13 protein-coding genes and 1 pseudogene are annotated in these 15,329 nt (G+C 65.4%); 4 read left to right on the forward strand and 10 right to left on the reverse strand.

Annotation, left to right across the window (positions count from 1 at the left end; translation table 11 throughout):
- Nucleotides 1-38 precede the first annotated feature (38 nt).
- Nucleotides 39-1,958, reverse strand: coding sequence for an acetate--CoA ligase (locus tag H535_RS0111750; protein ID WP_026819704.1), 1,920 nt, complete (start codon nucleotides 1,956-1,958; stop codon nucleotides 39-41).
- A 150-nt stretch (nucleotides 1,959-2,108) separates the two neighbouring features.
- Between H535_RS0111750 and H535_RS25020 the strand changes: the two genes are divergently transcribed.
- Genes H535_RS25020 through H535_RS0111770 form a run of 4 tightly spaced genes read left to right on the forward strand, consistent with a single transcriptional unit; the run spans nucleotide 2,109 to nucleotide 6,468 of the window.
- Nucleotides 2,109-2,804, forward strand: coding sequence for a GntR family transcriptional regulator (locus H535_RS25020; RefSeq protein WP_245580266.1), 696 nt, complete (start codon nucleotides 2,109-2,111; stop codon nucleotides 2,802-2,804).
- A complete protein-coding gene (locus tag H535_RS0111760) occupies nucleotides 2,797-4,371 on the forward strand; it encodes an MmgE/PrpD family protein (protein WP_026819705.1) in 1,575 nt (524 codons plus the stop codon). The genes H535_RS25020 and H535_RS0111760 overlap by 8 nt, the downstream gene beginning before the upstream one ends.
- A 28-nt stretch (nucleotides 4,372-4,399) precedes the next feature.
- On the forward strand, nucleotides 4,400-5,320 hold the full coding sequence (gene prpB, locus H535_RS0111765) for a methylisocitrate lyase (protein ID WP_026819706.1): 921 nt from the start codon (nucleotides 4,400-4,402) through the stop codon (nucleotides 5,318-5,320).
- Nucleotides 5,320-6,468, forward strand: a complete 1,149-nt coding sequence (locus tag H535_RS0111770) for a bifunctional 2-methylcitrate synthase/citrate synthase (RefSeq protein WP_026819707.1) — start codon at nucleotides 5,320-5,322, stop codon at nucleotides 6,466-6,468. The genes prpB and H535_RS0111770 overlap by 1 nt, the downstream gene beginning before the upstream one ends.
- 55 nt (nucleotides 6,469-6,523) lie before the next feature.
- Here H535_RS0111770 and H535_RS0111775 read toward each other — a convergent pair whose 3' ends face one another.
- The 9 genes and pseudogenes from H535_RS0111775 to H535_RS0111815 form a co-directional block, all read right to left on the reverse strand.
- On the reverse strand, nucleotides 6,524-7,051 hold the full coding sequence (locus H535_RS0111775; protein ID WP_035769316.1) for an 8-oxo-dGTP diphosphatase: 528 nt from the start codon (nucleotides 7,049-7,051) through the stop codon (nucleotides 6,524-6,526).
- Between the two features lie 43 nt (nucleotides 7,052-7,094).
- Complete coding sequence (gene xerD, locus H535_RS0111780; RefSeq protein ID WP_026819709.1) at nucleotides 7,095-8,078, reverse strand: site-specific tyrosine recombinase XerD; 984 nt, start codon at nucleotides 8,076-8,078, stop codon at nucleotides 7,095-7,097.
- A gap of 123 nt (nucleotides 8,079-8,201) precedes the next feature.
- A pseudogene (locus H535_RS25025) lies at nucleotides 8,202-8,867 on the reverse strand (NUDIX domain-containing protein); the annotation flags it as partial.
- Nucleotides 8,868-8,908: 41 nt separating this feature from the next.
- Nucleotides 8,909-10,615, reverse strand: coding sequence for a CTP synthase (locus H535_RS0111790; RefSeq protein ID WP_026819710.1), 1,707 nt, complete (start codon nucleotides 10,613-10,615; stop codon nucleotides 8,909-8,911).
- A 101-nt stretch (nucleotides 10,616-10,716) separates the two neighbouring features.
- Nucleotides 10,717-12,432 carry a DNA repair protein RecN gene (gene recN / locus H535_RS0111795; RefSeq protein WP_026819711.1) on the reverse strand — a complete coding sequence of 572 codons (1,716 nt, stop codon included), beginning with the start codon at nucleotides 12,430-12,432 and terminating at the stop codon, nucleotides 10,717-10,719.
- Nucleotides 12,429-13,433, reverse strand: a complete 1,005-nt coding sequence (locus H535_RS25030; protein ID WP_081416629.1) for an NAD kinase — start codon at nucleotides 13,431-13,433, stop codon at nucleotides 12,429-12,431. Before H535_RS25030 ends, recN begins: the two co-directional genes overlap by 4 nt.
- On the reverse strand, nucleotides 13,430-14,260 hold the full coding sequence (locus tag H535_RS0111805) for a TlyA family RNA methyltransferase (RefSeq protein WP_026819712.1): 831 nt from the start codon (nucleotides 14,258-14,260) through the stop codon (nucleotides 13,430-13,432). The genes H535_RS25030 and H535_RS0111805 overlap by 4 nt, the downstream gene beginning before the upstream one ends.
- A gap of 8 nt (nucleotides 14,261-14,268) precedes the next feature.
- On the reverse strand, nucleotides 14,269-14,505 hold the full coding sequence (locus tag H535_RS25035; RefSeq protein WP_035769318.1) for a hypothetical protein: 237 nt from the start codon (nucleotides 14,503-14,505) through the stop codon (nucleotides 14,269-14,271).
- A 158-nt stretch (nucleotides 14,506-14,663) separates the two neighbouring features.
- Nucleotides 14,664-15,329: HNH endonuclease signature motif containing protein (locus H535_RS0111815; RefSeq protein WP_211236580.1), on the reverse strand; the 666-nt coding region annotated here is incomplete at its 5' end.

Here is a 15,329-nt window from a genome sequence, read left to right on the forward strand (position 1 = left end):
CGACCGGTTTACGCCCGTCCCACCCGTGCCAGGTGCAACTAGCGTCCACCCACCGGCCGGAGAACCGGACCGAGCGCCTCCAGCACCGCAGGATCCTCAATGGTGGAGGGCACTGCATACTCGTCGCCGTCGGCCATCTGGCGCATGGTTTTCCGCAGGATCTTGCCGGACCGGGTCTTGGGCAGCCCGTCGACCACTGCGGCGGTCTTGAAGTCCGCCACCGGCCCGATCTGCTCGCGGACCAACGCCACCAATTCGCCGCGCAGCTGTTCGGCCTCGATGCCGCTGCCGGATTTGAGCACCACGTAGGCGATGGGCCGCTGTCCCTTGAGCTGGTCGGCCACTCCGATCACCGCGCATTCGGCGACCGCCGGGTGCCGGCCGATAACCTGCTCGATGGATCCGGTGGAGAGCCGGTGCCCGGCCACGTTGATGACGTCATCGGTGCGGCCCATAACGAACACGTATCCGTCCTCGTCCCGGTACCCCGAGTCGCCCGTGGCGTAGTACCCCTCGAAGGCAGACCAGTAGGAGGAAACGTAGCGCTCGTCGTCGTGCCACAGTGTCTGCAGTGTTCCCGGCGGCAGCGGATACCCCAGCACGATGTTGCCTTCGACGCCGGGACCGGCCGGCTGGCCCGCCGCGTCCAGGATATCGATGGCGTAACCGGGCATCGGCACGGTTGGCGAGCCCGCCTTAACCGGCAATTGTTCAAGACCGATTGGATTGGCGCAGACCGCCCAGCCGGTCTCTGTCTGCCACCAGTGGTCGATCACCGGGACCGGCAGCTTGCCCGAAATCCAATCGAAAGTCTCCGGGTCCAGCCGCTCCCCTGCGGCAAACAAGGCACGCAGGCTCGAGGTGTCGTAGTTGGCCAATTCAGCCGCTTCCGGGTCGGCCTTGCGGATCGCCCGAAGCGCCGTAGGCGCGGTGAACAACACGTCCACCTTATGGTCGGCGATCACCCGCCAAAAAGCACCGGCGTCCGGAGTCCCCACCGGCTTGCCCTCATAGAGGACAGTGGCGGCACCGGCCAGCAGCGGACCGTAGACGATGTAGGAATGTCCCACGACCCAGCCGACGTCGGACGCCGTCCACATCACGTCGCCGGCGCCGATGCCGTAGATGTTGGCCATCGACCACGCCAGGGCCACGGCATGGCCACCGTTATCCCGGACCACGCCTTTCGGCGTGCCGGTGGTGCCGGAGGTATACAGGATGTACAGCGGATCTGTCGCCGCAACCGGAACGGCCTGCGCCGGCTCAGCGGCAGCCGCGGCTTCCTCCCAGTCCAACCACGACCGGCCGGTCGGCGCGTCGGCGCGGCAGCTCTCAAGGGAGGTGTCGAAACCCTCCCGCTGCTTGACGATCACCGTGCCGACGTCGTGCGTACTGGCCGACAACGCCTCGGCGACTGTGGGCAGGTACTCCACCTTCCGGGTGACTTCCAGCCCGCCGGAGGCTGTCACCACGGCCGTCGGTTCGGCGTCGGTGATCCGCACGGCCAGCTCGTTGGCGGCAAATCCGCCAAAGACCACCGAATGCACTGCGCCGAGGCGGGCGGTGGCCAGCATGGCGATCAGGGCTTCGGGGATCATCGGCATGTAGATCACCACCCGGTCGCCCTTACCGACGCCGGCCTGCCGCAGCGCCCCTGCGAATTGTTCCACCTCTGCCAGCAGTTGCCGGTAGGTATAGCTGTGCCGGGTGTCCAGCATGGCCGAGTCGTAGATCAGCGCCGCCGTATCGCCGAGGCCCGCCAGCACGTGGCGGTCCAGCGCGTTGTAGCTGGTATTAAGCACTCCGTCGGGAAACCAGCGCGCCTTGGGTGGGGCGCTGGTGTCGACGCCGGTGTGCGGCTGCACCTTCCAATCGATGGCTTCGGCGGATTGGAGCCAGAATCCGGCGGAGTCCCTCCGCGAGTGGTCGTAGCATTCCTGGTACGTCGGCCGGTTCATTCGAACACTCCCTGTCGCAGGTTACAGATGACGTAATCCTAATCACACGAACGGAGAGGACACAAGAGTTATGTATACGCTGAACACTCATTTCCAGCTGTTTACCGCAACGTTGACCCTAAAGTCGCGATCTGTGTATACACTGGTACCGTGATTGATGGACAGACAGGCGCCCCGGCCAGGGCCGGCGAACGAGCCTACCAGGCGTTGCGCGCCGACATTATCGAGTGGCGGCTTCCACCGGGATCGATGCTGGCGGAAGTGGAACAATCACGTCGACTGGGTGTCTCGCGCACGCCACTGCGTGAGGCCTTGGCCCGGTTGACCACCGAAGGCCTCGCCGCTCCGGCGGGCGGCCGCGGCGTCGTCGTCACCGATATCTCACTGGAGAACGTCCACGAACTGTTCGATGTCCGCCAGGCGCTCGACTGCCGGGCTGCTGCCCTGGCCGCTGAACGGCGGGCCGACGGCGTCTTTGAGTCCTTGCGGGCCGAACTGGCCAATGCAGGGACATTGCTGCACGGGGCGGATCCTTCCCGCCAAGGTTATTTCGATCTGGTCGCCCGCATGGATGACGCCATCGATGAAGCGGCCGACAATCAGTACCTGCTGCAGGCGCAGCGGAACCTGCGCACCCATCTGGTCCGGGTGAGGCGGTTGGCCACTGATCACCCGGAGCGGCTGCTTGCTGCCGCATCGGAACACGCGCTGATTGCCACGGCGATTGAAGCCCGGGACGGCCCGCTGGCCGTCGCGGCCACCCAGGTGCACCTGCACAACAGCCTTGAACACGTACTTTCCGCCGAGGAACCAGTCATCCCACGAGAGGAATCCATCAATGGTTAAAGAGCACCCGGTCCGGGTCTACCGCAGCGAAGAGAACCTGCAGCGCGACGACCAACTGGCCTACAAGATCGCCCAGGTGGCGGCCGACTCCGTAGCGGTGGGCGACGACGTGACCGACATGGTGATCAACCGGATCATCGACAACACCGCCGTCGCCGTCGCGTCGCTGGCCCGCGGACCCATCGCCGCCGCCCGTGCCCAGGCGACATCCCATCCATTCATCACCCGCCCCCTGACCTCGCAAGCCCGGCCAGGGAACTCCGTGGACGTGGCCCCTGGCCAACGGCTGGGTTCAACTATCTACGGGATCGACACCAAGGCCTCACCGGAGTGGGCCGCCTGGGCCAACGGAGTGGCCGTGCGCGAGCTCGATTACCACGACACCTTCCTGGCGGCCGAGTATTCCCACCCCGGTGACAATATCCCGCCGATCCTGGCGGCCGCCCAGCACAAGGGGTGCACCGGAGCGGACCTGATCCGCGGGATCGCCACCGGCTACGAAATCCAGGTGGACCTGGTCAAGGCGATCAGCCTGCACAAGCACAAGATCGACCACGTGGCGCACCTGGGACCGTCGGCCGCGGCCGGCATCGGCACCCTGCTCGGCCTCAACGTCGAAACCATCTTCCAAGCTGTGGGTCAGGCGCTGCACACGACGACGGCGACCCGGCAGTCCCGCAAGGGCGAGATCTCCACGTGGAAGGCGCACGCGCCGGCATTCGCGTCCAAGATGGCCATCGAGGCGGTGGACCGGGCGATGCGCGGCCAGACCTCCCCGGTGCCGATCTACGAGGGCGAAGACGGCGTCATCGCCTGGATGCTTGACGGTCCGGACGCCGCCTACCAGGTGCCGCTGCCGGAGAACGGCGAGGCCAAGCGGGCGATCCTGGACACCTACACCAAGGAACACTCGGCCGAATACCAGGCCCAGGCGTGGATCGACCTGGCCCGGAAGCTGCATTCGGAGCATCCGGAGTTGGCCGACCCTGACCAGGTCGCCTCGGTGGTGCTGCACACTTCGCACCACACCCATTACGTGATCGGATCCGGCGCCAACGATCCGCAGAAGTACGACCCGAAGGCCTCCCGCGAGACACTTGACCATTCCATTCCGTACATCTTCACCGTGGCGCTGCAGGACGGCCAGTGGCACCACGTCGGCTCCTACGCCTCGGAGCGGGCCGGGCGGCCGGACACCATCGCACTGTGGCAGAAGGTGACGACGGCGGAGGACGCCGAATGGACTCGCCGCTACCACTCGCTGGACCCGCAGGAAAAGGCATTCGGCGGCCGGGTGGAGATCGCCCTGGCCGACGGACGCACCATCACCGACGAAATCGCCGTCGCCGATGCCCACCCCCTCGGCGCCCGCCCGTTCGCCCGCCAGGAGTACATCGGCAAGTTCCGCTCGCTGGCCGAAGGCGTGCTGGATCCGGCCGAAATCGAGCGGTTCCTCGACACCGTGCAGCGGCTGCCGCGGCTGGGCGCGGGCGAACTCGACGCGCTGAACGTGCTCGCCCCGGCCGCCGTCATCGAAGCCGCCGGCGCCCCGCACGGGTTGTTCTAACGCAACGTTGTTCGTAGAAAGGATTTCCATGCTGTATTCCAAGACCACCGTTGAGCAGAAGCGCCGCAACTTCCGCGAGGCGCTGGCTTCGGGCAGGCTGCTGAAGTTCCCCGGGGCCTTCAACCCGCTGTCGGCCAGCCTGATCCAGGACAAAGGATTCGACGGCGTCTACATATCCGGTGCCGTGCTCGCGGCCGACCTTGGCCTGCCGGACATCGGCCTGACCACGCTGACCGAAGTGGCCACCAGGGCCAGGCAGATGGCCCGGATGAGTGACCTGCCGGCCATCGTCGACGCCGATACGGGCTTCGGGGAGCCGCTTAACCTGGCGCGGACCATCCAGGAATTCGAAGACGCCGGCCTGGCCGGCTGCCATATCGAAGACCAGATCAATCCCAAGCGCTGCGGGCACCTGGACGGCAAGGCCGTCGTCGACCTGGACACCGCAGTCAAGCGCATCCGTGCCGCGGCCGATGCCCGGCGGGACCCCGATTTCCTGATCATGGCCCGCACCGACGTGCGCGCCGTCGAAGATATGGACACCACCATCGAGCGGATCAAGGCCCTGGTCGACGCCGGAGCCGACGCCATCTTCCCCGAGGCGATGCGCGATTTGAGCGAGTTCGAGGCGGTGCGCAAGGCCGTCGACGTCCCGCTGCTGGCCAACATGACCGAATTCGGCAAGAGCCGGCTGTTCACCCAGGACGAGCTGGAAGGCGTCGGGATGAATATGGTCATATACCCGGTAACCTTATTGCGGATAGCCATGGGAGCAGTGGAAGCTGGACTTGAGCAGATTACGGCTGAGGGCACTCAGGAAGGCATTGTCGATAGGATGCAGACGAGGTCCCGGCTCTACGAATTAGTCGACTATGAGTCGTACAACCAGTTCGACACTTCAGTATTCAACTTTCAGGTGCCGGGCAGGAACCAGCGCGAGGAGGCGTAATGAACACGCAGGAACCAGAGATTCACAAGGGCCTCGATGGTGTTGTCGCCGATACCACCGCCGTTTCCAAGGTGAATCCGGAGACCAACTCCTTGCTGTACCGCGGCTACCCGGTCCAGGAGCTGGCCAAAGAGTGCAGCTTCGAAGAGGTCGCCTACCTGATGTGGAATGGCGAACTTCCCTCCGAAGCGCAGCTGGACGAATTCACCAAGTCCGAACGTTCGCAGCGGGCACTTGACCCGCGGGTCAAGGCGCTGATTGACCAGCTGCCGACGAGCTGCCATCCCATGGATGTCTGCCGCACCGCTGCCTCTTCGATGGGGGGAACCCACCCACAGGCCGACGATTCCTCCCCCGAGGCGAATCTGGAGAAGGCCATCAGCCTGTTCGCTGCCTTCCCCGCCGTCGTCGCTTATGACCAGCGCCGCCGCCGTGGCCAGGACCTGGTGGAGCCGCGGGAAGACCTGGACTACTCCGCGAACTTCCTCTACATGACCTTCGGCGAGGAGCAGCCGCCCGAGGTCGTCGAAGCGTTCAAGGTGTCAATGGTGCTGTACGCCGAGCACTCGTTCAATGCCTCGACCTTCACGGCCCGTGTCATCACCTCCACCCAGGCGGATCTGCATTCGGCCATCACCGGCGCCATCGGCGCGTTAAAGGGAGCGCTGCACGGCGGGGCCAACGAGGCGGTGATGGAGACCTTCCAGACCATCGGCATCCGCACGGACGAGTCCAAGGAGGAAGCCGCCGCCCGCGCGAAGTCCTGGATGGAAGATGCGCTGGCGCAGAAGAAGAAGGTCATGGGCTTCGGCCACCGCGTGTACAAGCACGGTGACTCCCGGGTGCCGACCATGAAGGCCGCACTGGACGACATGGTCGAATACTACGGCCGCGGCGAGCTGCTGGGTCTGTACAACGGTCTGCAGTCGGCGATGCAGGAAGCCAAGGACATCCTGCCGAACCTGGACTACCCCGCCGGCCCCACGTATCACCTGATGGGTTTCGACACACAGATGTTCACCCCGCTGTTCGTGGCCAGCCGGATCACCGGATGGACCGCGCACATCATGGAACAGGCGGCGGACAATGCGCTGATCCGTCCGCTGAGTGTGTACAACGGAACCGACGAACGCCACGTCGAGAAGTAGGTCTGCACGCGGGTCTCCCCGCGTGGAGACCCGGCGTGGAGACCCGGGCTCCTGCTCAGTCCTCCGCCAGCGCTGCCAGTTCCTCCAGGTAGACCTCGGCCACGGTTTCGTTATCCGGCCGCAGGGTGATCGTCACAGCGAGCCTGCGGCCGGAGAGCATCGGCGGCAGCCAGTGCTCGGCATCCTGCCACATGTGTGAGACGGGAAGGTCGTCGAGGGCGAACCAGTGCGGTTCGATTTCGTCGGTCTCCACCGGTACTCCGGCGAAGACCGAAGCGGTGAAGACCCGGGTGCTCATGTTCCACTGAGGGCGGGCGGGGAACACGAACTCCACCGTGCCGACGTCGTTCAAATCCTGTTGCCGCACCGCGACGGATGACTCTTCGGCCACCTCGCGGCAGGCCGCTTCGGCCACGCTTTCGCCGGGCTCGACGTGGCCGCCCAGCCCGACCATTTTGCCAACTCCGAAACCTCTCTTCTTCCGGCCCATCAGCACCTGCCGGCCCCCTGTTTCGCCGGTGCGCAGCAGGAAACACAAGGCGATGGCGGCAGCTGCCGGACGCTTCCCGGCGTCGGCGCTCATCGGTCGCCGCCTGCCCCGGCCGGCGCCCGACCCACGACTATTCTCATCCCAGTGCCCGCGGATGCGCGGCGGCATAGACTTCCCGCAACGTGTCGGCGGTGACCAGCGTATACACCTGGGTGGTGGTCACCGACGCGTGGCCCAGCAGCTCCTGGACCACCCGCACATCCGCCCCGCCCTCGAGCAGATGCGTGGCGAACGAATGCCGCAGCGTGTGCGGCGAAACGTCGGTGGAGATCTTGGCCCGCTCCGCGGCGGTTTTCAGGATGGTCCACGCGCTCTGCCGGCTGATCTGCCCGCCCCGGGCGTTGAGGAACAACGACGGCGCCCCGCTTCCTTTCGCTGCCAGCGTGGGGCGGCCGCGGACCAGGTAGGCCTCAATCGCCTCCGCGGCGTAGGAACCGAGCGGCACCATCCGCTCCTTGGACCCCTTTCCAAACAGCCGCACGACGGCGGGGGTTCCGGCCTCGCGGTCGAGTGCGACGTCGTCGACGTCCAGGCCGACCGCCTCGCTGATCCGGGCGCCGGTCGAGTAGAGGAATTCCAGCAGCGCCCGGTCCCGCAGGCGGGTCGGGGTTTCGCCTCCTGCGGCCTCCAGGATCCGGGTTACTTCGTCGACGGAAATGGCCTTCGGCAGCCGCTTGCCCGGCATCGGAGGATGAATGTCGCTGGCCGGATCCGCCGTCGAATATCCCTCCAGCGCCCAGTACTTGTGCAGCCCGCGCACAGCGACCACATTCCGGGCCGCGGACCGCATGCTCAACGCGGCGCCGCCGTCGGATCCGTCCACCAGACCCTGGGCGTAGGTGCTGACATCCTTGCGGGCTATGGCGTTGACGTCGTCGATGCCCTGGCTCGTTATGAACCGCACATAACGCAGCAAGTCGCGGCGGTAGGCGGCAACGGTATTCCCGGCCAGACCCCGTTCGACGGCCATGTGCTGCAGGTACTCGCCGACGGCCCGTCCCACTGCGGTCGCCCGCAGTTCATCTGCTGCGGGTGGTTGTTGACCGGCCACGGTGGACATGTGTCAGTCTCCTTGCCCCTGGGCCGGATGCGCAGCCGAAGCGCCCTGAGCCGGATCTGCCTGAGCCGCAGCCCGGGGGCCGGGCGCCGGTTCGGGCCGTGCGGGGCCTGCGGGGCGTTCGGGGCGTTGACTCGGGTGTGCGCTCCACGGAGCGTCGGCCGGCCGCAAGCCAGCGAACCCACGGCCCCGGGCCACGGACGCCGCCAGGATTCCGGTCACGGCCGAGGGATTGTGGATCCGGCCCTCCAGCACCGCGTTGAGCGCCTCGTCAAGCGGAAGCCACGCCTCTTCGATCTCGGCCTCTTCGTCGGTCCGCTCGTGCAGTTCATGATGGGGCACGGTGCCAATACCGCGCGCCAGGTAAATCCGGATAGCCTCACTGGAAGAGCCCGGGGAGTTGAAGAAGTCGACCAGTACGTGCCATGTGTCTGCCGTCAGGTCGGTTTCTTCGGCCAGCTCGCGGGCGGCGGCGGGCTGGAAATCCTCGCCCGTCACATCCAGCAGCCCGGCCGGGATCTCCCACAGGTTCATGCCGGTCGGCTGCCGGTACTGGTTGATCAACAGGATCTCGTCGTCGTCGTTCATCACCAGCACCGCCACGGCACCTGGATGCTCGATGTAGTCCCGCTCCAGTGGCTTGCCGTCGCCGGTCAGCCGGAACCGGTCTTTGACCACGTTCCAGATCCGACCTTCATAGACGACCTCGGAGTCGACCTTGATCCGGGGGTTGTGATGGTCGGCAAGGTGATCCCCGGCCCCGGCCGGGTCCACGTCCCCGGGCCCGGTCAGGTGCTCTCCGGCCCCGGCCGGCGTCGGCTGACTGACCATGTCTAGACCTCCACCAGCCGTCCGGCCCGTTGGCGTTCCAGCGCGGCTTCCACCAGGCCGGAGAACAGCGGATGCGGGCGCGTGGGGCGTGAGCTCAGCTCCGGGTGCGCCTGCGTGGACACATAGTAGGGGTGGACCTCGCGCGGCAGTTCGACGAATTCCACCAGCGACCCGTCCGGAGACGTGCCGGAGAACACCAGCCCGGCCTCGGCGAGCTGCTCGCGGTACTGGTTGCTGACCTCGTAGCGGTGGCGGTGCCGTTCGTGAACCGTCGTGGTGCCGTATGTTTCGGCGACAACCGACCCTTCGGCGAGTTTCGCCTCATAGAGTCCCAGCCGCATGGTCCCGCCCATGTCCCCTTCGCCGGCCACGATGTCGAGCTGCTCGGCCATCGTAGCGATGACGGGGTGCCCGGTGTCCGGGTCGAATTCACTTGACGATGCACCATCGAGCCCGGCGACATTGCGCGCGAACTCGATCACCATGGACTGCAGCCCGAGACAGAGTCCCAGCAACGGCAGCTCGTTCACGCGGGCATGCTTCAACGCCCCGAGTTTCCCGTCCAGCCCGCGGATACCGAAACCACCGGGGACGCATACGGCATCGACACCGTCCAGCGCCTTGGCCGCACCTTCGTCCGTGGCGCAGTCGTCGGAGGGAACCCAGCGGAGGCTGACCTTCGCATTCTTCTCGAATCCGCCGGCCCGCAGCGCCTCCGAAACGGACAGGTAGGCATCCGGCAGGTCGATGTACTTGCCCACCAGCGCAATCTCCACCCGCTCCGCCGGATTATGGACGGCGTCGAGCAGCCGGTCCCACTTGGTCCAATTCACGTCCTGGAAGGGCAGGTCCAGTGCACGGATGATGTACGCATCGAGCATTTGCCCGTGCAGCTTCTTGGGAATGTCGTAGATGCTCGGCGCGTCCTCGGCGTTGACGACGGCGTCGGAATCGACGTCGCACATCCGGCCGATCTTTTCGCGCATGGCGTCCGGAACAGCCCGGTCGGAGCGGATCACGATGGCGTCGGGCTGGATACCGATGGAACGCAGCGCCGCCACCGAATGCTGTGTCGGTTTGGTCTTCAGCTCCGCGGACGGGCCAATGTAGGGCACCAGCGAAACGTGCAGGAAGAACACGTTGCCCCGGCCGATGTCCTGCCGGACCTGCCGGGCGGCCTCCAGGAACGGCTGGGATTCGATATCGCCGACGGTGCCGCCGATTTCGGTGATAATGACGTCGGGCGGAGTGCTGCCCGTCGCCGGCAGCCGCATCCGGTTTTTGATTTCGTCGGTAATGTGCGGAATCACCTGGACGGTGTCGCCCAGGTACTCGCCCCGGCGTTCCTTGGCGATCACCGTGGAGTAAACCTGCCCGGTGGTGACATTGGCGGAGCCGTCGAGATTCTCATCGAGGAAACGCTCGTAGTGGCCGATGTCCAGATCGGTTTCGGTACCGTCGTCGGTGACGAAGACCTCGCCGTGCTGGAAGGGATTCATCGTCCCGGGATCAACGTTCAGGTACGGATCCAGCTTCTGCATGGTCACCGACAGACCACGGGCTTTAAGCAACTGACCCAGGCTCGACGCCGACAGCCCCTTACCGAGAGAAGATGCCACGCCGCCGGTGACGAAGATGTGTTTTGTCGTGCTGGACGACTTTAAGAACCGGGAGTTTATTTGCTGCGCCACGGAATTCGAGCCTATCACCTTTACTGTCGTTGACCTTGATTCTGTAGGCGGAATCTCACCGGTACCGCGAACCCGATGAAACCGGCACAGTGCCGGTCGTCCCGACTCGCCCCTCGCCGCTAACCGGCCCGGGCATCTTCGAGCAGTTCCTGTGCATGGGCCTGCGCGGAGCTGGAGTCCTCCTGCCCTGCAAGCATCCTGGCCAGTTCCTTCACCCGCTCCGAATCCTCAAGCAACCTCACATCGCTGGCGGTGACTCCGCCGTCGTCGTTATTGCCCGGAGTCTTGATAACCGTAACGTGCCGGTCGGCGAATGCAGCCACCTGCGGCAGGTGAGTCACCACAATCACCTGCACGTGCCTGGCCAGCATGGCGAGACGACGCCCTATTTCCACGGCGGCCCGGCCCCCCACGCCGGCGTCGACCTCGTCGAAGACAAACGTTGGAACCGGGTCGACCTCGGCGAGCACCACCTCGATGGCGAGCATCACCCGGGAGAGTTCGCCGCCGGACGCGCCCTTGCCCAGGGTCCGCAGCGGGGCTCCCTGATGCGGCTGCAGCAGCAGTTCGACGGTGTCGGCACCATGCGGACCCAGCTGCCCGACGTCCTCAACGCGGACGTTCAGTTCCGCGTCAGGCATGGCCAGAGCGGCCAGCTCCTTGCTCACCCGGCCGGACAACTCGTTGCCCGCTGCCACCCGCAGTGCCGTCATCTTCTCCGAGGTGACCTTCAGCTGCCGCTCCAAATCCTGGACTTCTGAATCGAGGGCTTCGATCCGGGCGTCGTCGCCAGTCAGTTCGTCGAGTCGTTCCCGGCTTGTCCCGGCCCACTGCAGCACCTCGTCAATGGTTGGTGCATACTTGCGGATCAAGCCGGATAGCCCGGCCCGGCGTTCTTCCACCTCGGCCTGCCTGCCGGGCCCCTCGCTGTCCACGGATGAGGCGTAACTCGACAGCTCCCCGGCCACGTCGGCGAGAATGTAGCCCACTTCAGCCAGCCGTTCGGCTGCGTTCTGCAGGGCTTCATCGTGGAGGCCGGCCTGTTCGAGGCTGCGCTTCGCAGTGTCCACTAGAGTTGCGGCGTCGGGGGTGTCAACGTCGACGTCGGCGGTGAGGCACTGCCCTGCCCCAAGCGCCGCGGCCCGGAGTTCCTCGATATTGGACAGCTTGATCGACTCGGCCTTGAGCGCCTCATCTTCGCCGGGCTGTGGATCGAGATTGTCGATCTCTTCCAACGCGGCCTGCAGGGATTCGGCCTCGCGGATCCGTTCGCGCGACGCGGCCCGGAGCTCTTCCACTTCGGCCGCGGCGTCCCGCCAGCGCGTGTACTTCGCCGTGTAATCGCCCAGGAGCTCTTCCAGCTCTTGACCGGCGTATTTGTCTAACGCTTCACGTTGAGCGGCGGTGCTTCTGAGGCGCAACTGGTCCGATTGGCCGTGCACGGTGACGAGGCTTCCACCGATCCGTCCCAGCACTCCCACCGGTGCGGATCGGCCGCCAACATGGGCCCGGCTGCGCCCATCCGCACCCACGGTGCGGGCCAGCATCAGTTCGGCACCGCCGTCGTACTCCTCCAGCTCGCCACCGGCGTCGACGGCGGTACGAGCCGCTTCGCTGTCCGGGGCGACATTGACGATCGCCTCAGCCACTGCCGCCTTGGCATCGGTGCGCACCACTCCGGCGTCGGATCGCGCGCCGAGCAACAGGCCCAAGGCGGTCACCACCATCGTCTTGCCCGCGCCCGTCTCGCCAGTCACGACGCTGAACCCCGGCCCCAGCGGCAACGTGGCATCGGTAATGACCCCGAGATCGCGGATTTGAATCTGTTCGATCATCGTTCCTCTCCCCCGGAATCATCGAAGTTGTGGAATGGGTCGATCGTGGTGACCGGTTCAATGGCGGGTGCATCGGCGTCGTCGGCCCCTGGCTGGTGTTCAACGGGTCCGCGCCAGCCAGTGGTCGGCAATTCGAACTTCCGCACCAGACGCTCGGAGAAAGGCGACTGGCGCGTGCGCGCCAGTCGCACCGGTGTTTGGGAACGCCGGACTTCCACGCGGGACCCGGGAGGCAATTCCACAGTTCGGCGTCCATCACACCACAGCACGCCCGGCGCGTCCGTCCGATTAAGCAGCTCGACCGCCATGCTCGACTCAGGGGAAACGACCAGCGGCTTGGCGAACAGGGCGTGAGCGCTGATCGGCACCATCAGCAGTGCCGCCACCTCCGGCCACACCACCGGCCCCCCGGCAGAAAATGCGTAGGCCGTCGAACCTGTCGGGGTGGCCATGACGACGCCGTCGCAGCCGAAGGAGCTCAGCGGCCGTTCGTCGACTTCGATGGCGACTTCCACCATCCGGTCCCGGCTTCCCTTCTCCACGGCGGCCTCGTTCAAAGCCCACGTGTGAGCCACCTTGTCCTGGCCCAGCCACACGGACACGTCAATAGCCATGCGTTCCTCAACCGTGTACGCCCGCTCGACCACCCACTGCACCGTCTGGGTGAGGTCTGCACGTTCGCTTTCAGCGAGGAAACCCACATGGCCCAGGTTCACTCCGAGCAATGGCACGTCCGTGCCGCGCACCAATTCGGACGCGCGCAGTATCGTGCCGTCCCCGCCGAGAACCATGACCAGGTCCATCCGGGACAGTTCGACGTCTTCCTCGAACACTTCTGCCGGCGCTGTTCCGTTGCCGTAAACGGCGTGGATCTCGTTGAGCTCAGCCTGCATCATGACCGGAATCAGCCCGGATTCATGCAACTGGGTGCAGGCCTGTTGAGCCGCGGTCATCGCGTCGTCACGCCCGGTATGCGTGAGAACCAGGATCCTTCGGCTCATTCCCACCTGCCCTTCGCCATCTTCTGAGCCAAGGCGTCCAGCCATTCGGCTACAGTCTTGTTCTGTTCTGTCTCGATCCTAGGGACTGATTCCTCATTCGGCACCTTTGTCCACAGAAAGAATTCAAGGTTGCCATCCTGGCCAGACAGTGTGCTGGGCACAAGATTCACGATACCGAGCCCTTGGTTCAGGGCGGAATCGAGAACAATACCCACGGCCCGGAGCCGCTCGGCGTCTGACGTAACAACCCCGGTGTTGCTGAGCCGTGCCCGGCCAACCTCGAACTGCGGCTTAACCATGAGGACGAGATCACCACCCGGTTCTGTTGAACGTGCCAGAGCTTCCATCACGAGAGTCAGGGATATGAAGGACAGGTCGGCAACGCATAATGCGACGGTCCCGCCGATATCGGATGGTTGCAGGTTCCGGACATTGAAACCTTCATAAACCTGCACCCGCGGATCCTCCCGCAAGCCCGCTGCCAGTTGGTCATGCCCCACATCCACGGCGACGACGGATGAAGCGCCTCTGCGCAGGAGCACATCTGTAAACCCTCCCGTTGAGGCTCCCGCATCCAAACAACGGCGCCCAGCGACCCGAAGGGCGTCAAAGGCTTCCAGTGCGCCCTCCAGTTTGTATCCGGCGCGGCTGACGTATTCGGCACCGGACGTGGAGACAGTGATTTCGTCGTCAGGGCCGACTCGCACCGCGGCCTTCGAAGCCGTGCCGCCGCTGAGCACCACCCTGCCTTCGGCGATCAATGCGGCCGCGTGGGTCCTGGAACGCGCCAGATCGCGGCGCAACAATTCCTGGTCGAGTCGGGGCATGAAAAGGTTCAGCCCGAGTCCGCATCGGCTTCAAGCTCCGAACGCAACGACTCATGAATCTCGCCATAGACCTGCGTCTGTGACGCGGTGGGCATATCCGGCAGTCCCTGCAACCGGTCGAGTATCGCATCGACGGAAGCATCTCCCGTCTTGTCGATTTCCTCCGGCCACTCCCCGGCGCCGCCGTGGCCCTCAGACGACGGGCGCCCAGCATGGGAGCCATCCGCTCCGTCATCTTCGTGCATATCGCTGTCCTCTCCGCGAACTGGGTGCGGTTACCAGCTTATCCAACAGTGGGACCAAATCCGTCAATACTCCGCCTGTCGGGCTGAGCACGTCCGGCCGGAGTCCGGCCGGAGTCTGGCCGGGGTCTGGCCGGAGTCGCCGTCTGCTGCCTCCGGATTCAGAAAGGCGGCGGCCCGTCGGGGTCATCGGGTGGTTTCTGTGATGGCTGCCTGTTCGTCGCGTCGCCGGCAGCGCTGTCCTTCTTGGCATTGGGTATTTGCCACGGATCTTTCGGGGTCGTTTTGGGCCCGGTGCCGCGCTTTTCGTTGCCGGCGCCGCGTCGGCTTGATCCGTTGGCCTGCTTTGCCGGTTTGACCCCGGTGTCGTGCTTTTGGCCCGCGGCTCCGCGCTGGTTTGAGCCGTTTGCCGTCTTTGCCGGCTTCTTGCTCGGCCCCTTTCGCGGATTTGCCTGGTGTTTGGCTTTGTTGAGCAGGGTGGCGATGTCGGGTACGGGTCGCATCTCCGGTAGCGGGCCTTCGGGAGTGTTGGAGTATTTCCTGCCTGCCGGTGAGGTCCAGTCCACCCTGCCGTCGCGGTGCTGGATATCCCGCCACAGTCCCGCGGTCTTGAGCGCATGGCCGGGTTTGCACAGCGGTTTCAGATTCGTCAGTTCGGTCTGCCCTGTCGGGTACGGCACAGTGTGGTCGAGGTCGCAGAACCGTGCGGCTTTGTTGCACCCGTACCCGCGACACGTCCGGTCGCGCAGCCGGACCATTCTTTGCAAGTCTTTCGGCACCGCATAGCTGTCCCGCCCGTACGACAGCGGCGCCCCCGTCTCCGGATG

It is taken from the genome of Arthrobacter castelli DSM 16402, from assembly GCF_000430705.1.
GTDB lineage: Bacteria > Actinomycetota > Actinomycetes > Actinomycetales > Micrococcaceae > Arthrobacter_C > Arthrobacter_C castelli.